Annotated in this window: 18 protein-coding genes; 7 read left to right on the forward strand and 11 right to left on the reverse strand. The window is 65.3% G+C overall.

The genetic code is table 11. From position 1 onward, the window contains the following. The first annotated feature begins 155 nt into the window (after positions 1-155). Positions 156-914 (forward strand): SDR family NAD(P)-dependent oxidoreductase, encoded by a 759-nt coding sequence (locus tag ACQR07_RS03770; protein ID WP_434900986.1) that lies wholly within the window; start codon positions 156-158, stop codon positions 912-914. A gap of 22 nt (positions 915-936) precedes the next feature. On the opposite strand, the gene ACQR07_RS03775 is transcribed toward ACQR07_RS03770, so the two are convergent. From ACQR07_RS03775 to ACQR07_RS03790, 4 genes are all read right to left on the reverse strand, one after another. Further along, a complete protein-coding gene (locus ACQR07_RS03775) occupies positions 937-2,163 on the reverse strand; it encodes a threonine ammonia-lyase (RefSeq protein ID WP_434900987.1) in 1,227 nt (408 codons plus the stop codon). An 82-nt stretch (positions 2,164-2,245) separates the two neighbouring features. Beyond that, complete coding sequence (argC, locus tag ACQR07_RS03780; protein ID WP_434900988.1) at positions 2,246-3,238, reverse strand: N-acetyl-gamma-glutamyl-phosphate reductase; 993 nt, start codon at positions 3,236-3,238, stop codon at positions 2,246-2,248. Positions 3,239-3,249: 11 nt separating this feature from the next. After that, entirely contained in the window at positions 3,250-3,900 is a 651-nt protein-coding gene (locus ACQR07_RS03785; RefSeq protein ID WP_434900989.1) for an FMN-binding negative transcriptional regulator, read from the reverse strand. A gap of 233 nt (positions 3,901-4,133) precedes the next feature. After that, positions 4,134-4,664 (reverse strand): DedA family protein, encoded by a 531-nt coding sequence (locus ACQR07_RS03790; protein WP_434900990.1) that lies wholly within the window; start codon positions 4,662-4,664, stop codon positions 4,134-4,136. Between the two features lie 260 nt (positions 4,665-4,924). Here ACQR07_RS03790 and parE point away from each other — a divergent pair, with 260 nt between their 5' ends. From parE to ACQR07_RS03810, 4 genes are all read left to right on the forward strand, one after another. Further along, entirely contained in the window at positions 4,925-7,000 is a 2,076-nt protein-coding gene (gene parE, locus ACQR07_RS03795; RefSeq protein ID WP_434900991.1) for a DNA topoisomerase IV subunit B, read from the forward strand. A 240-nt stretch (positions 7,001-7,240) separates the two neighbouring features. Further along, positions 7,241-8,035 carry an outer membrane protein gene (locus ACQR07_RS03800; protein ID WP_434900992.1) on the forward strand — a complete coding sequence of 265 codons (795 nt, stop codon included), beginning with the start codon at positions 7,241-7,243 and terminating at the stop codon, positions 8,033-8,035. A 189-nt stretch (positions 8,036-8,224) separates the two neighbouring features. Continuing rightward, positions 8,225-8,410 (forward strand): hypothetical protein, encoded by a 186-nt coding sequence (locus tag ACQR07_RS03805; protein ID WP_434900993.1) that lies wholly within the window; start codon positions 8,225-8,227, stop codon positions 8,408-8,410. Between the two features lie 28 nt (positions 8,411-8,438). Further along, positions 8,439-9,206 (forward strand): SDR family NAD(P)-dependent oxidoreductase, encoded by a 768-nt coding sequence (locus ACQR07_RS03810; RefSeq protein ID WP_434900994.1) that lies wholly within the window; start codon positions 8,439-8,441, stop codon positions 9,204-9,206. A 352-nt stretch (positions 9,207-9,558) separates the two neighbouring features. Here ACQR07_RS03810 and ACQR07_RS03815 read toward each other — a convergent pair whose 3' ends face one another. Next, a complete protein-coding gene (locus ACQR07_RS03815; protein WP_434901061.1) occupies positions 9,559-10,353 on the reverse strand; it encodes an outer membrane protein in 795 nt (264 codons plus the stop codon). Between the two features lie 276 nt (positions 10,354-10,629). After that, positions 10,630-12,108 (reverse strand): caspase family protein, encoded by a 1,479-nt coding sequence (locus ACQR07_RS03820; protein ID WP_434901062.1) that lies wholly within the window; start codon positions 12,106-12,108, stop codon positions 10,630-10,632. 525 nt (positions 12,109-12,633) lie between these two features. Between ACQR07_RS03820 and ACQR07_RS03825 the strand changes: the two genes are divergently transcribed. Both ACQR07_RS03825 and ACQR07_RS03830 read left to right on the forward strand, forming a co-directional pair. Beyond that, on the forward strand, positions 12,634-14,130 hold the full coding sequence (locus ACQR07_RS03825) for a DEAD/DEAH box helicase (RefSeq protein WP_434900995.1): 1,497 nt from the start codon (positions 12,634-12,636) through the stop codon (positions 14,128-14,130). Between the two features lie 343 nt (positions 14,131-14,473). Further along, positions 14,474-15,541 carry a GGDEF domain-containing protein gene (locus ACQR07_RS03830; protein WP_434900996.1) on the forward strand — a complete coding sequence of 356 codons (1,068 nt, stop codon included), beginning with the start codon at positions 14,474-14,476 and terminating at the stop codon, positions 15,539-15,541. Between the two features lie 16 nt (positions 15,542-15,557). On the opposite strand, the gene ACQR07_RS03835 is transcribed toward ACQR07_RS03830, so the two are convergent. The 5 genes from ACQR07_RS03835 to sufD form a co-directional block, all read right to left on the reverse strand. Next, a complete protein-coding gene (locus ACQR07_RS03835; protein ID WP_434900997.1) occupies positions 15,558-16,079 on the reverse strand; it encodes a TfoX/Sxy family protein in 522 nt (173 codons plus the stop codon). A 112-nt stretch (positions 16,080-16,191) separates the two neighbouring features. Beyond that, a complete protein-coding gene (locus ACQR07_RS03840) occupies positions 16,192-16,581 on the reverse strand; it encodes a HesB/IscA family protein (RefSeq protein ID WP_434901063.1) in 390 nt (129 codons plus the stop codon). Positions 16,582-16,642: 61 nt separating this feature from the next. Beyond that, positions 16,643-17,014 (reverse strand): SUF system Fe-S cluster assembly protein, encoded by a 372-nt coding sequence (locus tag ACQR07_RS03845; protein ID WP_434870883.1) that lies wholly within the window; start codon positions 17,012-17,014, stop codon positions 16,643-16,645. Then, the gene (locus ACQR07_RS03850) at positions 17,011-18,258 is read right to left on the reverse strand and encodes a cysteine desulfurase (protein WP_434900998.1); all 1,248 of its coding nucleotides are present in this window, start codon (positions 18,256-18,258) and stop codon (positions 17,011-17,013) included. The genes ACQR07_RS03845 and ACQR07_RS03850 overlap by 4 nt, the downstream gene beginning before the upstream one ends. Beyond that, positions 18,255-19,577 carry a Fe-S cluster assembly protein SufD gene (sufD, locus tag ACQR07_RS03855; RefSeq protein WP_434900999.1) on the reverse strand — a complete coding sequence of 441 codons (1,323 nt, stop codon included), beginning with the start codon at positions 19,575-19,577 and terminating at the stop codon, positions 18,255-18,257. The genes ACQR07_RS03850 and sufD overlap by 4 nt, the downstream gene beginning before the upstream one ends. Positions 19,578-19,582 lie beyond the last annotated feature (5 nt).

Raw genomic sequence — 19,582 nt, forward strand, 5'->3', positions numbered from 1 at the left:
CGATGATCTTCTTTTGTTGCGGTAATCTTGTCCTCAAATTCTGAGGTACGCAACTAAAATTCCGACCTATACACCTCAGGTTGGAGCGGCTAGGGTTTAAGAGCGCGTTGGGCGGCGCGTCGCGGCCCACAAAAACAAAACTGGGGGAGATGCTCATGGCCGCCACCTATTCCGACCTCGCTGGCAAGGTCGTCCTCGTCACCGGCGGCGCCTCGGGGATCGGCGCCGCGATCGTGCGGCGCTTTGCGCTGCAAAAATCCAACGTCGTCTTCTTCGATATCAAGGACGAGGAGGGCCGAGCGCTGCAACGCGAGCTGTCCGATCAGGGTCTCAGCGCGCATTTCCAGAATGTCGACCTCACCGACACTGCAGCGCTACGGGCTGGCGTCGTCGATGCGCGCAGCAGGCACGGCGCGATCAGCATCCTGGTCAACAATGCGGCCAATGACGAGCGCCACAGCACCGAAGAAATGACGCCGGAATACTGGGACGACCGCATTGCGGTGAACCTGAAGCACCAGTTCTTCGCAGCGCAAGCCGTGCTGCCGGACATGAAGGCCGCGAACGCCGGCGTGATCATCAATTACGGTTCGATCTCATGGATGGCCGGACAAGGCGGCATGGCCGCCTACACCGCCAGCAAGTCCGGCGTGATCGGCCTCACCCGCTCGCTGGCGCGCGATTTCGGCCCCTACAACATCCGCGTGAACGCGATCGCGCCGGGATGGATCATGACGCAGCGCCAGCTCGACAAATGGATGACGCCGGAGGGCGAGGCGGAGCTGATGCGGCGGCAATGCCTGAAGCGAAAGCTCGTGCCCGACGAGCTGGCGAAGTTCACCGTCTTCCTCGCCTCCGACGAGGCCTCGGCCTGCACCTCGCAGCACTACGTCGTGGACGGCGGCTGGGTGTAGGACGCGCGAGGCGTGCTGCACCTCAGGTGCAGCGCGCCTTGAAATCGGCTGCGACCAGCTTCGCCATGACCTCGTTGAGGTGCGCCTGGTCGCGGGTCTCGATCACCAGCTCCAACAGGGTCGCCTTCGCCGGCAGCGCGGAGAAGGTGCGCTGGTGCGACACCTCGATGATGTTGGCGCCGGCCTCGGCCAGCAGGGCCGAGACCGCGGCAAGTTGCCCGGGACGATCGACGATATCGATCGACAATTGTGTCAGTCGCCCCTCACGCGCGAGCTCGCGCGTCAGCACCGAGGCGATAAGCCTTGTGTCGATGTTGCCGCCGCTCAGCACCAGCCCGACATTGCGCCCGGCGAATTCTGCGGGATGCGCGAGCACGGCGGCCAGACCGACCGCGCCGGCGCCTTCGACCACGGTTTTCTCGATCGAGATCAGGGTGGCCAGCGCGCGCTCGATCTGCGGCTCGCTCACGAGCAGAATGCGGTCGACGAGGTGGCGGATGATCTCGGTGGTGATGCGGCCCGGCGATTTCACCGCGATGCCCTCGGCCAGCGTATCGCCGCGCATCGGCAGCTGCGTATCGCGGACAGCGTTGTACATCGACGGATAGAGCTCGGCCTGCACGCCGACGATCCGCAAGCCGGGCTTCAGCGCGCGCGCCGCGACGGCAATGCCGGAGATCAGCCCGCCGCCGCCGATCGGCACCACCAGCGTGTCGAGCTCCGGGACGACCGCCAGCATCTCCAGCGCGACCGTGCCCTGCCCCGCGATGATCAGCGGATCGTCATAAGGGTGGATCAAGGTCATGGCATGGGCAGCGCCGTGCTGCCGCGCGAAGGCGCCAGCCTCCTCCAAGGTCGCGCCCGACATGATGACCTCGGCGCCGTGCCGGCGGGTGTTCTCCACCTTCACCATCGGCGTGCCCACGGGCATCACGATGGTCGCGGGAATGCCGAGGCGCCGGGCGTTATAGGCCACGCCCTGCGCGTGGTTGCCGGCGGACATCGCGATCACACCGCGTTCGCGCTGCTCAGACGAGAGCGCATTCAGCCGGTTGAGCGCGCCGCGCTCCTTGAACGAGGACGTGAACTGCAGGTTCTCGAACTTCAGCCAGATGTTGCAGCCGCAGATCTCGCCGAGCGTCCGGCTCTGATTGCAGGCCGTCGCGAGCACCGCGCCGCCGATGGTCTCGGCGGCCGCACGCACGTCGTTCACGGTCACGGGCAGCGCATTCAGGTCATAAGTGGTCATGGCTGTGCCCATCTTCGGCATGCATCACGGCGTGGCGACGCCGGCGGAGTGCCGGCCGCGGCTGCGGCCGGAGGATTCGGTCTCAGCTGCCGAGATCTGGCAGCCCGAGCATCAGCCGCATGTTCTGCACCGCCGCACCCGAGGCGCCCTTGCCGAGATTGTCGAGCCGCGCCACCAGCACCGCCTGATGATGCTTGTCGCTTGCGAACACGTGGAGCTCGAGCTGGTTGGTCTCGTTCAGCGCCTCCGGCTCCAGCCGGCCGCTCTTGGCCACGGCGCCGTCGAGCGGCATCACCGACACATACTTGCTGCCGGCATAGTGCTTCGCCAGCGCCGCCTGCAGATCCGCACCCGAGGGCTTGCCCGGCAGCGTATCGAGCTGCAGCGGCACCGACACCAGCATGCCCTGCCGGTAATTGCCGACCGAGGGAATGAAGATCGGCCGCCGCGTCAGCCGCGAATACAGCTGCAGCTCCGGCAGGTGCTTGTGCTCGAGGCCGAGACCATAGAGCTCGAAGTTCGGCGCGGTGCCGTTCTCATAGGCCGCGATCATCGTCTTGCCGCCGCCGGAGTAGCCGCTCACCGCATTCACGGTGACGGGATAATCCTGCGGCATCAAACCGGCATCGACCAGCGGCCGCAGCAGCGCGATGCCGCCGGTCGGATAGCAGCCGGGATTGGAGACCTTGCGCGCGTTGCGGATCTTGTCCGCCTGGTCGGCGGCCAGCTCCGGGAAGCCATAGGCCCAGTCCGGCGCGACGCGATACGCGGTCGACGCGTCCAGCACCTTCGGCGCCGACGCGCCCATGCTGTCGACCAGCGCGACCGTCTCCTTGGCGGCCTCGTCCGGCAGGCAGAGGATGACGAGATCGACCTCGGCCATCAGTGCCCGCTTGGCGGCGGGATCCTTGCGCTTGTCCTCGGCGATCGTCTTCACGACGATGTCGCTCTGGTGCGCGAGCCGCTCGGCAATGCCGAGTCCGGTCGTGCCCGAGCCGCCGTCGACGAACACGGAGCGGGTCACAGCGCCGGCTGCAGCGTGAGCCTTCGGCGGGTTGCTATCGATCACTGACATGACACGCTCCTTCAGGTCTGGGTTTCGCCGGCAAAGGCCTGGGGCCGCGCCTGGCGCATGAGAGAGGAAATCTGTTGCGAGCCGATGTCTGGCCGCTCGCCGAGCCGGTTGGCGACGGCCGCGTAGTCGGCCTCCGACTTATGCTGGTTCAGCTTGAAGCTGCCCTCGACCTCATCGATGGCCATGACGATGCCGACGATCGCCTTGCGCATCGCCTCCAGACGGCCGGCAGTCATCTTGTCCGAGGTCCACGGCGTCTTCGGCAGCAGCCATTGCTCGAACTTGGCGCTGAGCGCGTCGGCCTGCGCCGACAGCTCGGCCTCCGACAACAGCCGCGCCGGGCCCGTCAGGTGCACCGCCTGGTACAGCCAGGTCGGAACCTGCTCAGGCGAAACGTACCAGTCGGCCGACACATAAGCGTCGGGACCGTTCACGGCGAGCAGCCACGGCGTCGCGCCGTCGGCGAGCTTCGCCAACGGATTGTTGCGGGCGACATGGAAGAACGCCTGCGGCGTGCCGTCGGCCAGCGCCCCCAGATGGAATGGCAGCGAGGATGCGATCGGCCTGGCGCCGTCCCACGCGCAGACCGTGCCGAAGCCGCGCGCGTCCGCGAAGCCGAGGCTCGCGGCACGGTCGGGCTTGAAGGGCGGTGGCGTGTACATCGCAAACTCCTGCTTGACGAAGGAGCCGCCTGATCAATCGCGCTGCAAGGAGAAAGTTTGCCGCGGGACCGGATCCGGCGGCAAGGGCTGTGATCTCAAACGCAGATCATCGCCCGTACCGCGGGGGTACGACGGCGCATTTCGGCGATCATGTTGGTCGCTGCGTTGATCATGGGCGCAGGCCTATAAGGCCGCGGAGTTCCTGCGTCAAGATTGCATCCAGCCGGCGCGGGTCACACCGTGCGCCACAGCCATTCGATGATCCGGCCGATGATGTCGCCGAACAGCAACAGCACGGCCGACCACACCAGCGCCGAGACGAAATTGGCGACCTGGAACAACATATACGGCATCTCGAAGATACCCGCCGCCAGCGGCACCGAGGCGCGCAGCGGGCCGAAGAAGCGACCGATGAAGATGCTCGGCACACCCCAGTCGCGCACGAACGCTTCGCCGCGCGGCAGCAGTTCCGGGTAGCGCGACAGCGGCCACATCTGGGCGACGCGGTCCTTGTAACGGTAACCGAACCAGTAGGACACCCAGTCGCCCAGCGCCGCGCCGATGCCACCAGCCAGCCACACCGGCCAGAAGCTGATCCCGGTGGCGCCGATTAGGGCACCGATGGCGACCAGGGCGCCCCAGGCGGGAATCAGCAGCGAGATGAAGGCCAGCGACTCGCCGAAGGCCAGCAGCAGGACGATCGGAGCAGCCCAGGCCTGATGGTCGCGCACGAAATCGGCAATCGCGCGGCCAAAATCTTCCATCTGCTCGACGCCTTTCTGCTCCGCTCCGCTTAAGTGCTTGAAGGCTTTCGCGGTTCCCTGCCCCAATCTGGTACGCCACCGAGCCTGCCGACTTCAAGTCACAACAACCGGCTGTTGCGCGTGAACGACGGCCAGAGACGGCGGTCGGGGGCGGCCCCCGGAAAACTCCGCTCGGCCCTGGGTCATTGTTTTATGCCGGGGCATGGCATAGTCAGGCGCAACGATTCGTTCCATCTTGCGCAAGCGCAACATCCGATTCCATGGGTAAACCGTTGAAATCAGCTGCAAAAGCCAAGGCCAAGGGGATCGCCGACCCGCTGGCGGCGTTCGCCGCCAAGGGCAAGGCCCAGACCAAGCCCACTGCCAAGCCAGCCGCCCGCGCGGGCGGCGCGGAGGGCGATTACACCGCACGTGACATCGAGGTCCTCGAGGGCCTGGAGCCGGTGCGGCGCCGTCCCGGCATGTATATCGGCGGCACCGACGAGAAGGCGCTGCATCATCTGTTCGCCGAGGTCATCGACAACTCGATGGACGAGGCGCTGGCTGGACACGCCACCTTCATCGAGGTCGAGCTCGATGCCGAAGGCTTCCTGACGGTGACCGACAACGGCCGCGGCATTCCGATCGATCCGCACCCGAAGTTCCCGAAGAAGTCGGCGCTTGAGATCATCATGTGCACGCTGCACGCCGGCGGCAAGTTCGACTCCAAGGTCTACGAGACCTCGGGCGGTCTGCACGGTGTCGGCATCTCCGTGGTGAACGCGCTGTCGACCCGGCTCGAGGTCGAGGTCGCGCGCAACCAGAAGCTCTACCGCATGATCTTCGAGCGCGGCCATCCCAAGGGCAAGCTCGAGGAGGTCGGCAAGGCCCCGAACCGCCGCGGCACCAGGGTGCGCTTCCAGCCTGACCCGACCATCTTCGGCGCCAAAGTGACGTTCAAGCCGCAGCGCCTGTTCAAGATGGCGCGCTCCAAGGCCTATCTGTTCGGCGGCGTCGAGATCCGTTGGAAGTGCGATCCTTCGCTGCTGAAGGGCATCGAGGATGTCCAGCCCGAGGCGACGTTCCACTTCCCGGGCGGCCTGAAAGATTATCTGGCCGCGGCGATCCACGCCGACACGCTGGTCCATCCGGACATCTTCGCCGGCAAGTCCGGCCGCACCGGCGGCCATGGCGGCTGCGAATGGGCTGTGGCCTGGACCGCCGACGCCGACGGCTTCCTGTCGTCCTACTGCAACACGATTCCGACGCCCGACGGCGGCACGCACGAATCCGGTATTCGCAGCGCCCTGCTCCGCGGCTTGAAGGATCACGCCGAGCGTGTCGGCCAGGGCAAGCGCTCGGCCAACATCACCTCCGAGGACATCATGGCGGGCGCCGCCATCATGCTCTCGGTGTTCGTGCGCGAGCCGGAATTCCAGGGCCAGACCAAGGACCGCCTTGCGACAGCGGAAGCCCAGCGCATCGTCGAGCAGGCCGTCAAGGACCCGTTCGATCATTGGCTGTCCGGCAATCCGGTGCAGGCGAACCGGCTGCTCGACTTCGTCGTCGAGCGCGCCGAGGAGCGCATCCGCCGCCGCCAGGAGAAGGAGACGGCGCGCAAGACCGCGACCAAGAAGCTGCGCCTGCCAGGCAAGCTCGCCGACTGCACCGACGCCGGCACCGAAGGCTCCGAATTGTTCATCGTCGAGGGCGATTCTGCCGGCGGAAGCGCCAAGCAGGCGCGCGACCGCAAGAGGCAGGCGGTGCTGCCGCTGCGCGGCAAGATCCTCAACGTCGCCTCCGCCGGCAAGGACAAGCTGACCGCCAACGCCCAGCTTGCCGACCTCGTGATGGCGATCGGCGCCGGCACCAGCGCATCTTATCGCGAAGAGGATCTGCGCTATCAGCGCATCATCATCATGACCGACGCCGACGTCGACGGCGCCCATATCGCCTCGCTCTTGATCACCTTCTTCTATCGGCAGATGCCGCGGCTGATCGACGAGGGACATTTGTACCTCGCCGTGCCGCCGCTGTACCGGCTGACCCACGGCAGCAAGACCTTCTACGCCCGCGACGACGCCCATCGCGACGAACTGCTGAAGCGCGAGTTCAACGCCAACGCCAAGGTCGAGATCGGCCGCTTCAAAGGCCTGGGCGAAATGATGCCGGCGCAGCTGAAGGAGACCACCATGGACCCGGCCAAGCGGACCCTGCTCCGGGTCGTGCTGCTGGCGGACGACCGTGACGGCACCGCCGACTCGGTCGAGCGGCTGATGGGCACCAAGGCCGAGGCGCGGTTCTCGTTCATCTCGGAAAAGGCGGAATTCGCGAGTGACGAGTTGCTCGACGTCTAGCGTCTGATACCGGTTTCAAGCGTCGATTGCAGGTTCCACGCTTTCGCGCGGGCCTGCATTTTTCTTTTATTAACAATTGTTTAGCCGCAAAATCGGCGTCCCGCACCGCACTTTCCCCTCCACTGTGGTGAACCTGCAACAGCTTTTGGGCGCCATTCGGCTATAGTTCGGGCACAACTGGCGAGGGAATCGCCGCCGCATTCTGGCATTTGCGACCACGTCGATCCTGGGGAATTGAATATGAAAAAGCTTTTGCTTGCTACGACCGCGGTGGTCGCGATGACGGGCGCAGCGTCGGCTGCCGATCTTGCTGCTCGCCCCTACGCCAAGGCTCCGATGATGGCGCCGGTCGCGCCGAGCTGGACCGGCTTCTACATCTTCGGCGGCGGCGGCGGTGGCCTCTGGAACGCCGACACGACGGTCGTCAACACCGTGGGCGGCGCGCCGATCCTCGGCGTCAACCAGAAGCAGGGTGGCGATGGCTGGTTTGGCACCGTCGGTGCTGGTTATGACTGGCAGGTGACTCCGAGCTGGGTAGTCGGCATTCTGGCCGATGGTCAGTTCGGCAGCATCAAGGGCACGATCCAGGATCAGGGCCCTCCCGGAATCGCGGGATCGATCAAGAACGACTACTCGTGGGCCGTCGGCGGCCGTGTCGGCTATCTCGTTGCTCCGAACGTGCTGTCCTACGTGAACGCCGGATATACCAGCTCGCACTGGACCGGGACGACGCTGGTCAACACGGCAACCGGCCTCGCGTCGGGCGTTCATACCAACGGCTTCGACCGCGGCGGCTGGTTCATCGGCGGAGGCGTCGAGAACAACCTGAACATCTTCGGCATTTCTGCGCCGGGCTGGTTCATGAAGACCGAATACCGTTCGGCCTATTACGACCGCCGCAACATCTCCGAGCTCAGCGACGTCGGCAACATCCCCAACGGCCGCGACATCACCTTCAAGCCGTGGGTGCAGACCATCAGCACCTCGCTGGTCTACCGCTTCAACTGGACCGGCCCGGTGGTTGCCAAGTACTGAGCAACTCCATTCGGCATTCCAATCTGATCGAGAAAAGCCCCGGTTGATCCGGGGCTTTTTGTTTTGGCCGCGCGATCCGCTGGTCATTGATCCCATCCGAGGCTAGCTTCCGTCCTCACGAACTCACAAAAATGACGGCAGCTGCGTCTCTGATGCGGGCAAGCCGATCGTCGAGGGGAGGAATTGGCCATGCGGAAGTTCTTGATGATCGGCGGCTTGCTGCTGCTGGCCGTGGGCCTGCTCTGGGTCGGCCAGGGCACCGGCGTCGTGGCCTGGCCGCGGGCGAGCTTCATGATCAACCAGCTGCAATGGGCCGGCTATGGCGTCGGCATGGGTGCACTGGGCCTGGTGATGATCTGGCAGGGCACCTGCTAATCCCTCACGTCGATTTAGAGAACGACACATGGCAGGCCATTTCGACCTGAGGGGCAAGGTTGCGATCGTCACCGGCGGCAATGGCGGCATCGGGCTCGGCATGGCGCGCGGCCTCGCCGATGCCGGCGCCGATATCGTCGTCGTGGGCCGCAACGAGGCGAAGTCACAGACTGCCGTCGCGGATCTCGCGGCCCGCGGCGTCCGGGCCATCACGGTCAGGGCCGACGTCAGCAACAAGGACGATGTCGCCGCGATGATCGCGCGCGTGACCGAATCGTTCGGGCGCATCGACATTCTGATCAACAATGCCGGCACGAACATCCGCAAGCCGCCGGATGTGGTGGAGCTCGAGGAATGGCGCGAGGTGATCGACACCAATCTCACCAGCGCCTTCCTGTGCTCGAAGGCCGCCTACCCGGTCCTCAAGGCGAACGGCGGCGGCAAGATCATCAACATCGGTTCGATGCTGTCGATCTTCGGCGCCAGCTTCGCGCCGGCCTACGCAGCCAGCAAAGGCGGCATCGTGCAGTACACACGCGCCTGCGCGTGCGCCTGGGCGCCGGACAACATCCAGGTCAACGCGATCCTGCCGGGCTGGATCGACACCGACCTAACCCGCGCGGCGCGCAAGCAGATCGACGGCCTGCACGACCGGGTGCTGGCCCGCACGCCTTCGGGCCGCTGGGGCAATAGCGACGACTTCGGCGGCATTGCCACGTTTCTCAGCTCGCCCGCGTCGGACTTCGTCACCGGCACTGCGATTCCCGTCGATGGCGGCTATTCGATCATGGCTTGAACGACGCCGACACTGCGTTGCAAGCCTGGCCCGCCACAGTGCGACAAATTTCGACCTCACCTTAAGAAGCGGCGGCGCCTGGCCGCGCGTTGCCACTCCTGCTCCCGCCCCGATGCGGGCCCAGCAAGCAGCCCCATCGCCGCTTCGATCCTCGACGCGACATGCGGCTTCGGCGAGCAGGATGCTTTGGAAAAACGACCCTGCGAGCTTCGGGCACCTCAAGGCTGCCATTTCTTGAGGAGATCGCCTCCCTCGCCCTACCGCTATCGCCGAGCAAAAAGAGAAGCCCCAGCGCGGATGCGCCGGGGCTTCTGATGTCAGCCTTCTTCGACCGCGCGAATCGCCGCGATCACTACTTCGCCATCACCGGTCCACCGAACTTGTAGTTCAAGCGTACGACCACCGATTGGACGTCGCGCGGCTTGGCGTCAAACGTATAGACGCCCGGCGAGGCGCCAGCGAGCTGATAGCTCTTGGTCTCGAACGCTGCGTAGTCGTATTCGACGCCGACGATCCAGTTCTGGGTGATTCCGTATTCCCAGCCCGCGCCGACCGTCCAGCCATTGTGCCAGTTGGTCTGGGCGCCTGAACCTGCGATCCCAACCGTATCGGACACGGCCAAGCTGTTGTTGACGCCGGCATAGCCGCCCTTCGCGTAGAAGAGGTTGTTGTTCCAGGCAATGCCGGCGCGCCCGACGATTGTGGCCATCCAGTCCGTGCGCCAGCTGAACACATCGTCCCCGGCGCCGAAGACGGTGTTGAGTCCGCTCGCCTTGTTGCCCATCGCCGACACGGTGCCCTCGAGGCCGAAGACGAACCGTCCAGTTTGCCAATTATAACCGGCTTGGCCGCCACCGAAAAACGCCGAGTTACGCTGACGGAAGCCTTGGCCGGGAGCGAGGTCACCGAAGCCAGTGGTATTCGCGGTGTTGATCCATTCCTGATTGACCCATGAGCCGCCGACGTGGCCACCAACATAGAAGCCGGACCAATTATAGATTGCGGCGACCGAAGGAGGTGCCTTGGTAAAGGTACGCGCAGCAAGATCCGCAGCGTTCGCCGAGCCCCCTGCAATCTGAGAGATGCCCGCGACCAGAATCGCCAGAAAGCTGACGTCATGACTACGCTTCTCCCTCGACTTGAAAATTGACCGGAGCGTAGCCGTAGAAGGACGGAAGCGCGACCGGTTCGAGTCAGAAACGGAGCGACTTTTTGGCGAGTGCCGTAAACTTACAACTGTTTAATGGTATTTAAATACCTTTATCCCCACTCCGGACTACCACCGATAGATCGATGATCCAGACGAACCGGGTTTGAGACGCATCATCCTCGCCGTTATGCCGTGACGCGCGATACACGCTCCCCCTTACCGGTGCCCGTCAGCGCAACAGGCGGACGCAGGTCGCGCCGCCTCCCCGGCGGCTCAGCGCCGGAAGCTCTTGATCTCCGAAACGCTGCCATCGCGATAGGTCAGCTCGACCGAGACGAACTTCGTTGTCGGCGGCAGCTTGAGATAGGGCATGGCGTTGGACGGGATCGCGCTGGGGTCGCGCATGTCGCAGCCTGGCATGTTCAGCACCTTGTCGGGCACGGCGCTGTCGATGCCGATGCGGACTTCGCGGATCGCGCAGCGATACGACATCAGATGCGTGTAGTAGACCAGGAGGCCGTTGAAGTCGCGGAACGACAGCCAGCTGGTCGCGGTCATGTCGAGGATCTTGCGCTGGTCGCGCACCAGCGCCGCCTCCGGCTCGAAGCGGATCGGAAACGGACCCTGCATCTCGCCTGCTGCATCGACATAGCGCAGCTGGATCGTGCCCGCCGGCTCGTCGGCCGGCAGCTGGATCGAGGGATTGGGCATGCGCTTGCGCGTGCGCGGATCCAGCACGTCCATGAAGCCGGTCTCGCGGAACTCTCCGCTTTCGCCCATGCGCCAGGAAATGCCGAGCGTCGGGTCGGCGATCGAGAAGGTGACAGTCCAGCCACCATTGTGGCGCGAGAACATCGCGATCGGCGCATTCAGGATCTCGTTCGCCGGCGGGATTTTCGGCGCCGAGACGGGAGGCAAGGCGGCCAGCTTCTGCTGCGGCTCGGCCGGCTTATCGGCCGCGGGCCCCTTCGCCATGCCGTTCAGGAAAACGTCATCGACCATCTGGTCGAAATAGACCGGGATCTGCTTGTGGCGCACCGTCTCGGCAAGTTCGCTGACCGCGCGCCGCGTACGTTGCGCAACCTGCACCAGGTTAGCGCCCGGCTGCGTCAACTCCCTGGCGAAGGTGCGCGTGAACACCGAGTTCGGATTGGCGTCATCGTTCGACAGCCTGTCGAGCGCCGTCTGCCGCGGCCCTGCCGAGAACACCGAGAACACGCCTTCCGGCAACTGCGTCAGCGGCGCGAGCCCGCCGCCGCCGGCCACGGCGCGCGTGCCCGAACGCTCGAACGGGTTGTTGCGGCAGGCATCGAACACCAGAATCGAGGTGCGCGCCTTCTTGTTCTGCAATCGCTCGATGATGCGATCGGCGAGGATCGAGGCATCGCGCACCAGCTCCTCCTGCCCTTCGGTCGCGGCCGGCACGTCGGTCGGCAACAGGAAGTTCTGCCCTGCGATCTCGAAGCCGTGGCCGGCATAGAAGAAGAACGCGGTATCGCCGGGCTCGACGGCATTGTCGAACGCAAGCAGCGTCTGGCTGAATTGCTGACGGTTGAGGTTCTCTGCGACCATGACGTTGAAGCCGAGCTGCTTCAGCGTGTCGCCCATCGTGCGCGCGTCATTGACGGCCTTCTGCAGCTTCGGAACGTAGCGGTAGTCGTTGTTGCCGACCACGAGCGCGACGCGCTTCTCGGCATGTGCCGCCGACGCCAGTCCGATTCCGAGCACGGCCAGTCCGCAAGCCAACCACATCCGTATCGAAATCATCGTTCGTCCCCTGCTCTGCCGCCGGCGCGGCCACTGCCGCCGCTCGCGCAGCCGATCCTGCGATAGTCGGCCGCGCGGCACAGCGGGTTCACCCGGGATGGCCAGTCGATTCAGTCGCCCGCCACGTGACGGCGACAAGAAGCCGGAATTCCGACCGCAATGCGACAGCCGGGTCCCCGACCGATCAGGCCGGGCGTCGGCCGCGCGCCGAGGTGGCGGAGATACGACGGAATGCCCGCAAATAATGCAAAAACGTTAAGCTTTTTCGATACTTCGCGGTCCGCTTGCATTGACTTTGCGGGAATTGACCCTATGTTTCGCTCAGCGCGGCCGGGATCAGATCCGATTCCCGTGATATTGTCCGCCGGTCAGCGTCAGTCAGAGAACCCCCAGCTTTCAAGAGCACGCCGTTTCGGGGTTGAACGCGACCACAGCCTTTTACCCCTCGATTCCTAACGGCGGCGTCGAATAGAGGCCCCGTCGCCTGTCGGCGCGTGACACAGAGGCTCGATGTCCTTTTCCCATCTCGGCTTGTCCGACAAGGTGTTGGCTGCAGTTGCTGCCACCGGTTACACCACCCCGACCCCTATTCAGGAACAGGCGATCCCTCATGTGCTGGCGCGCCGTGACGTGCTCGGCATCGCCCAGACCGGCACCGGTAAGACGGCCGCGTTCGTCCTGCCGATGCTTACCATCCTCGAGAAGGGACGCGCCCGCGCGCGAATGCCCCGGACCCTGATCCTCGAGCCGACTCGTGAGCTCGCCGCCCAGGTCAAGGAGAACTTCGACCGCTACGGCGCCGGCCAGAAGCTCAACGTCGCCCTCCTGATCGGCGGCGTTTCCTTCGGCGACCAGGACGCCAAGCTGACCCGCGGCGTCGACGTTCTGATCGCAACGCCCGGCCGGCTGCTCGATCATACCGAGCGCGGCGGATTGCTGCTCACCGGCGTAGAGCTCCTGGTCATCGACGAAGCCGATCGCATGCTCGACATGGGCTTCATCCCGGACATCGAGCGCATCTGCAAGCTCGTCCCGTTCACTCGTCAGACGCTGTTCTTCACCGCGACCATGCCGCCGGAAATCCGGCGCATCACCGAAGCCTTCCTGCACAATCCGCAGAAGGTCGAGGTCTCCAAGCCGGCCACGACCGCCGTCACCGTGACCCAGTTGCAGGTGCCGTCGGGACGCGAGGCGCATCAGAAGCGCGACGTTCTGCGCAGGCTGCTGCGGGACGCCAAGGACCTCAACAACGCGATCATCTTCTGCAATCGCAAGCGCGACGTCGCCATCGTTCACAAGTCGCTGCAGAAGCACGGCTTCAGCGTCGGCGCCCTGCACGGCGACATGGACCAGTCGGCCCGCACCGCCGCACTCGATCAGTTCCGCAAGGGCGAGCTGCCGTTGCTGGTCGCCTCCGACGTCGCTGCGCGCGGCCTCGACATTCCCGAGGTCAGCCACGTCTTCAATTTCGATGTCCCGCATCATTCGGATGACTACGTTCACCGCATCGGCCGCACCGGCCGCGCAGGGCGGACCGGCACCGCCATTTCGATCGTGTGCCCCGCCGACCAGAAGTCGATGGTCGCGATCGAGAAGCTGATCGGACAGAGCATCCCGGCCATCGAAGGCGACTACGACGTCCAGGAAGCCTCGCGCGACGACGATGCGCGCGAGCGCCGTCCGCGCGACAGCTCGCGCCGCAGCCGCGGCAAAACGCCTCGCGAGCGCGAGCCACGTGAACCGCGTGAGCGTGAAACGCGTGAACGCGAGCCGCGTGAGGTGCGCGAGCGTGAGCCTCGTGAGCGTGAGCCGCGTCCGACCGCGGCAGCCCCGCGCCCAGCCCAGCCCTCCTCGCCGCGGTCTGCGCCGAGCCCCCGTAACGAGCAGCCGCGCCACGAACAGCCGCGCAACGAGTCTCGGCGGCCGCGCCGTGAGGACAACGAGCCGGCCGATCACTCACATCTGCCGGCCTTCCTGCTGCGCCCGGTGCGCGCGCCGCTGCCGTAAGCCCCCGGCGGATCAGCGCACCGCTCGTCATATTGCGGCGATCGCAGGCCTCATCCGCCCAAGCGTGCAATGGTGACCGCAGTTCGACATCGAGCGCGGTCGCTGGATGCACTCACCCTCCGTCGGTGATGTCTGCACGACGATGAGCACTGCTGCATCGTCGCCGCGTCTTATGTAGCTCAACAAGCATATGAAATGACGACCGTCCTGTGAGCGTCGCTTGACGCGACCCGGAACTTTACGGCCGTATTTACCCCTGGTTCACACACGTCCTTTAGCTTGGCCGTCATTGTTTATTCATTGCTGTGGCGACGGCGACGCGGGCGATTGGGGGGAACCTGTTGTGGTCAATGCGCTTGACGAACACGAACGCACGATGGGCTTTGCCGATATCGCGCTCAGCCAGATCAAAGCCCTGCGTCACTCGGCTACGCCGCGCAACTACGAGATCTGGTACGTCTATGCGACCGGCTACAACGCCGCGCTGAACGAGATCATCAACGAGACACTGTCGCGCACCGGCGGGCTCTCGCAATCCGAGCTGGACCAGCTCTACGAATCCTACCTCACCCACCTGAAGACGTCCGACCGGATCGACAAGGTGGGCGCGCGCGTGGTCGGCGAGATCGACGATCTGATGGCCATGATCACCGACGCCCTCGGCCGGACGGCGAGCTACGATGCGAGCCTCGCCGGCGCCGATCAACAACTCGCCACAGCAACGAGCCGCGAGCAGTTCGTCGACATCATCGAAGCGCTCGCGCATTCGACCAGGCAGATGCGGGAGACCAACCGGACCCTCGAAGAGCGCCTGACGCTGTCCAAGGACGAGATCAGCGGACTGCAGCATAGCCTCGAGGTGATCCGCGCCGAGAGCCTGACCGATCCGCTCACCGGCCTGGGCAACCGCAAATATTTCGATCGCATGATCGAGACAACGGTGCAGACCGGTCTTGCGACCAGCCAGCCGCTGTCGCTCCTGATGTTCGACATCGACCACTTCAAGTCGTTCAACGATTCCTACGGCCATCTGACCGGCGACCAGGTGCTGCGCCTGGTCGGGCAGTCGCTGAAGAACGCCATCAAGGGCCAGGACATCGCGGCACGCTATGGCGGCGAGGAGTTCGCCGTCGTGCTTCCGAACACGCCGCTGCGGCAGGCGCTGACCGTCGCCGACCAGATCCGGCGCGTGGTGACGGCGCGGGAGTTGAAGAAGAAGTCGACCGGCGAGATCCTCGGCCGGGTGACGATCTCGGTCGGCGTCTCCATGCTCAGAACGGGCGACGACACCGATACGCTGATCGAGCGAGCGGATGCCTGCCTCTATGCCGCCAAGCGCAACGGCCGCAACCGCGTCGTCTGCGAGAGCGATCCGGAGTATACCGCGCAAACGCGCGGCCAGGTGGCCTGACAGCGACTCGAAGAGATCAGCGCTGTGCTCGGCTCTTGGCGGCGCGCGGCGCGGCCTTGCGGCTGCGCTTCGGCGCGGAAGCAGGCTTCGCGGCTGGCTTGGTGGCTTTCGACGCCTTCGCCTTCTTGGCTGCCGCCTTGACCGTCTTGCGCGGCGCGCTGCCTCGTCCGGCCGCGGCAGCTTCGCTTCGGGAACTCGCGCGCTTCCTGGTCCGCTTGACCATGGCCGCGGTTTGCGCGGCGACGAAGGCCTGCCGCGCCCACAGCGTGAACTCGTCGGTGTCGTCGAATAGATGGGCCGGCACCTGCCAATACGACCGCACGGTCATCGTGCGCGCCCGCGTCTCGTAGGAGAACGGCTTCGATCCCGCGGCTTCGAACCGGTCGAAGCTGGCTTCGTCAGCGCGCAGGTACAGCCCGCTGCGCAGCGCCAGCGCGAAGTTGATGCCGTCGGCGGAGATGCCGAAGCCGGAGAACATCCGGCGGATGGTGACCGGACCGAAGCCGGCAAACAGGTCGCTCAGGAATTCGCGGTCCATCCGTCGCTCTCCGCCCGGCACCGACTGGGCCTGACGGGACTTGTCGGACTTGAGATGGTCGCGTGTCAATGTCCGGAACGCGACAAGGCTGTTTTGCCGGCGATGTCGTCGATCACACCTCGGCGGGCTTCAGCTGCACCGATTCGCCGCAACCGCAGGCGCTGATCTGGTTCGGGTTGTTGAAGACGAACTGGGCCTGCATCTTGTCGGTCTGGTAGTCCATCTCGGTGCCGAGCAGGAACAGCACGGCCTTCGGGTCGACCAGGATCTTGACGCCCTTGTCCTCGACGACCTCGTCGGTCGGGCGGATGTCGTGGGCGTATTCCACTGTGTAGGACTGGCCGGCGCAGCCGCCATTCTTGACGCCGACGCGCAGGCCGATGATCTCGGATTCCGCGCGACCGGTCAGCTCGCGGATGCGCGTGGCGGCGGCATCGGTCAGCCGCATCACCTGCGGACGGGGCCGCGGCTTGGGCTTGCTGGCGACTGGCGTGTTGGTCATATCGGTCATCTGGTCAATCCCGGCGGTCGATCAATCCCACTCGCCATTCAAACTTCGTGCCTCACCACATGTTGAGAACGAGACGGGCCTCGTCGCTCATCCGGTCCGGCGTCCATTGCGGCTCCCAGACGATGCTGACGCTGACCACGCCGACGCCCGGAACGCTGGCGATGGCGTTCTCGACCATGGTCGGCAACTCGCCGGCCGCCGGGCAGTTCGGCGTCGTCAGGGTCATCAACACGTCGACGCTGCGGTCGTCCTTGATGTCGACCTTGTAGATCAGGCCGAGCTCGTAGATGTCGGCCGGAATCTCCGGATCGAACACCGTCTTCAGCGCCGCGATGATCTCGGCGGAGAGCCGCTCGGTCTCCTCCGGCGGCAAAGCCGATTGCGTTTCGACGGTCTGGTTTTTGACTTCGGCCGTGTCGGTCATGCAAACAAATCCCGCGCCTTGATCAATGCCTGTGCCAGCTGATCGACCTCTTCCCTCGTATTGTACATGCCAAACGAGGCCCGGCAGGTCGCTGTGACGTTGAATCTCTCCAAAAGCGGCATCACGCAGTGCGTGCCCGCGCGCACCGCGATACCCTGCCGGTCGATCACGGTCGCGACGTCGTGCGCATGCGCGCCCTTCATCTCGAACGAAATCACCGGGCCCTTGCCCTTGGCGGTGCCGATCAGACGAAGCGCGTTGATCTCGCGCAGCCGCTCCTGGGCGTAGGTCACCAGATCGTGCTCGTGCGCGGCGATGCGCTCCTTGCCCACTGAATTGACGTAGTCGATCGCGGCACCCAACCCAACGGCTTCGACGATCATCGGCGTGCCCGCCTCGAAGCGGTGCGGCGGATCGCCATAGGTGACGACATCGCGCGAAACCTCGCGGATCATCTCGCCGCCGCCATTGAAGGGACGCATCGCGGCCAGCAGATCGTACTTGCCGTAGAGCACGCCGATGCCGGTCGGCCCATACAGCTTGTGGCCGGTGAAGACGTAGAAGTCGCAGTCGATGTCCTGGACATCGATGGCGAGATGCACAGCGGCCTGGCTGCCGTCGACCAGCACCGGAATGCCACGGGCGTGCGCCAGACGAACGACATCCTTCACCGGCACCAGGGTGCCGAGCATGTTCGACATCTGCGTGATGGCGACCAGCTTCGTCCTCGGCGTCAGCAGCTTCTCGAACTCGTCGATCAGGAAGTTGCCGTCATCATCGACCGGAGCCCACTTGATCACCGCGCCCTGGCGCTCCCGGAGGAAATGCCACGGCACGATGTTGGAGTGGTGCTCCATGATCGAGAGCACGATCTCGTCGCCCTCGCCGATGTTCGGACCACCCCAAGATGACGCCACCAGGTTGATCGCCTCGGTGGCGTTGCGCGTGAAGATGATCTCCTCGCTGCGCCTTGCATTGAGGAAGCGCGTGACGCGCTCGCGGCCGCCCTCATAGGCTTCCGTTGCGGCGTTGGCGAGAAAATGCAGGCCGCGATGCACGTTGGCGTATTCGCTGGTGTAGGCCTGCGTCATGCGGTCGAGCACCGCGCGCGGCTTCTGCGCCGAGGCGGCGTTGTCGAGATAGACGAGCGGCTTGCCGTAGACCTTCAGCGCCAGCGCCGGAAAATCCTCGCGAATGCGCGCGACGTCATAGGATCCGTTGGCGACAGCCGGATGCGTGCTCATGCGCGCGCCTCCAGCCAGTCCTGCGCCGCGGCAATGACCCGCTCGCGCAAACCGTCGTCCTCGATGGCCTCGATCGCCTCACCGACGAAGGCCTGGATCAGCAGCGCCTGGGCCTGCTTCTCGGGCAGGCCCCGCGCACGCAGATAGAACAGCAGGCTGTCGTCGAGCGCGCCGGCGGTGGCGCCGTGGCCGCAGGAGACGTCGTCGGCGAAGATCTCGAGCTCCGGCTTCGCGTCGGCCTCGGCCTCGTCGGACAACAGCAGCGCGCGCGTCATCATCTTGCCGTCGGTCTGCTGCGCGTCGGGGCGGACGATGATGCGGCCCTGGAACACGGAGTGGGCGCGATCGTCGAGCACGGCGCGAAAATTCTCGCGGCTGGTGCAGCCAGGGACGGCGTGATCGACCACCAGCGTCATGTCGCCATGCTGCCTGTCGCGCAGCAGGTTGACGCCGTTGACGATCAGCTCGCTGTCCTCGCCGGCGAGCGTGAAGAACGCCTGCAGCCGGCTGACGGCGCCGCCGCTGGTCATGTTGAAGAGACTGAGCTTCGACTTGGCACCGACGGTGAACAGTTCGGAAGCGATGTTCACGGCGTCGGCGGCATCGCGCATTAGGCGGATGTGCGACAGCTGAGCCTCGTCGCCGACCCAGATCACCGCCGTATCATTCGCCTGATAGGCAGCCGCGCCGTCCGCAGCGATGCTGGTCTCGACCAGCGTCGCGCGGGCGCCCTGCCCTATCAGCACATGCGAGCGGCTGTAGCGCGCCGCCTTGGAGGCCGTGGCGATGTGGATGAGCTGCAGCGGCGATGTCAGCTGCGTGCCGTCGGCCACCGTGACGACGACGCCGTCGGTCGCGAGCGCCGCGTTCAGCGACAGCATCGGATCGCTGGCCTTGGTCAGCAGCAGATCGCCACGTGCTTCATTGGACTGTTCGTCGAGCACCGCGCGCAACGTCCGCACGGAGACACCTGACGGCAGCGCCGCCAGATCCGACAGATCTGCGGCGACGACGCCATCGACCAGCACCAGCTTGGCCGCACCCTCGATCGCGACCGCAGCGATGGCGGCCTTGGCACGTGCCAGTGCCGCCGCGTCGGGCGAGCCGGCGAGCGGCAGCACCTCGCGCACCAGCGCGCGCAGGTCGGTGTATTTCCATTCCTCGATCCGGCGATGCGGCAGGCCGGTGCGCTCGAAGGCCGCAAAGGCCTCGCGCCGGATCTCCGCCACCTTGCCGGTGCCGGGCAGCCGTCCCTGGGCTGCAGCAAACACGCTGCTCGCCGCCGGACCGCTGTCGTTCTTGACCAGAGCTACGTTCATCACAG

Origin of the sequence: Bradyrhizobium sp. HKCCYLS20291, from assembly GCF_051167715.1 — a bacterium.
Lineage (GTDB): Bacteria > Pseudomonadota > Alphaproteobacteria > Rhizobiales > Xanthobacteraceae > Bradyrhizobium.

Excerpts from the sequence above, each read along its gene's own strand:
- ACQR07_RS03770 (WP_434900986.1), top strand. The coding sequence starts at position 156 with ATGGCCGCCACCTATTCCGACCTCGCTGGCAAGGTCGTCCTCGTCACC.
- ACQR07_RS03775 (WP_434900987.1), bottom strand. The coding sequence starts at position 2,163 with ATGACCACTTATGACCTGAATGCGCTGCCCGTGACCGTGAACGACGTG.
- argC (WP_434900988.1), bottom strand. The coding sequence starts at position 3,238 with ATGTCAGTGATCGATAGCAACCCGCCGAAGGCTCACGCTGCAGCCGGC.
- ACQR07_RS03785 (WP_434900989.1), bottom strand. The coding sequence starts at position 3,900 with ATGTACACGCCACCGCCCTTCAAGCCCGACCGTGCCGCGAGCCTCGGC.
- ACQR07_RS03790 (WP_434900990.1), bottom strand. The coding sequence starts at position 4,664 with ATGGAAGATTTTGGCCGCGCGATTGCCGATTTCGTGCGCGACCATCAG.
- parE (WP_434900991.1), top strand. The coding sequence starts at position 4,925 with ATGGGTAAACCGTTGAAATCAGCTGCAAAAGCCAAGGCCAAGGGGATC.
- ACQR07_RS03800 (WP_434900992.1), top strand. The coding sequence starts at position 7,241 with ATGAAAAAGCTTTTGCTTGCTACGACCGCGGTGGTCGCGATGACGGGC.
- ACQR07_RS03805 (WP_434900993.1), top strand. The coding sequence starts at position 8,225 with ATGCGGAAGTTCTTGATGATCGGCGGCTTGCTGCTGCTGGCCGTGGGC.
- ACQR07_RS03810 (WP_434900994.1), top strand. The coding sequence starts at position 8,439 with ATGGCAGGCCATTTCGACCTGAGGGGCAAGGTTGCGATCGTCACCGGC.
- ACQR07_RS03820 (WP_434901062.1), bottom strand. The coding sequence starts at position 12,108 with ATGTGGTTGGCTTGCGGACTGGCCGTGCTCGGAATCGGACTGGCGTCG.
- ACQR07_RS03825 (WP_434900995.1), top strand. The coding sequence starts at position 12,634 with ATGTCCTTTTCCCATCTCGGCTTGTCCGACAAGGTGTTGGCTGCAGTT.
- ACQR07_RS03835 (WP_434900997.1), bottom strand. The coding sequence starts at position 16,079 with ATGGACCGCGAATTCCTGAGCGACCTGTTTGCCGGCTTCGGTCCGGTC.
- ACQR07_RS03840 (WP_434901063.1), bottom strand. The coding sequence starts at position 16,581 with ATGACCAACACGCCAGTCGCCAGCAAGCCCAAGCCGCGGCCCCGTCCG.
- ACQR07_RS03845 (WP_434870883.1), bottom strand. The coding sequence starts at position 17,014 with ATGACCGACACGGCCGAAGTCAAAAACCAGACCGTCGAAACGCAATCG.
- ACQR07_RS03850 (WP_434900998.1), bottom strand. The coding sequence starts at position 18,258 with ATGAGCACGCATCCGGCTGTCGCCAACGGATCCTATGACGTCGCGCGC.
- sufD (WP_434900999.1), bottom strand. The coding sequence starts at position 19,577 with ATGAACGTAGCTCTGGTCAAGAACGACAGCGGTCCGGCGGCGAGCAGC.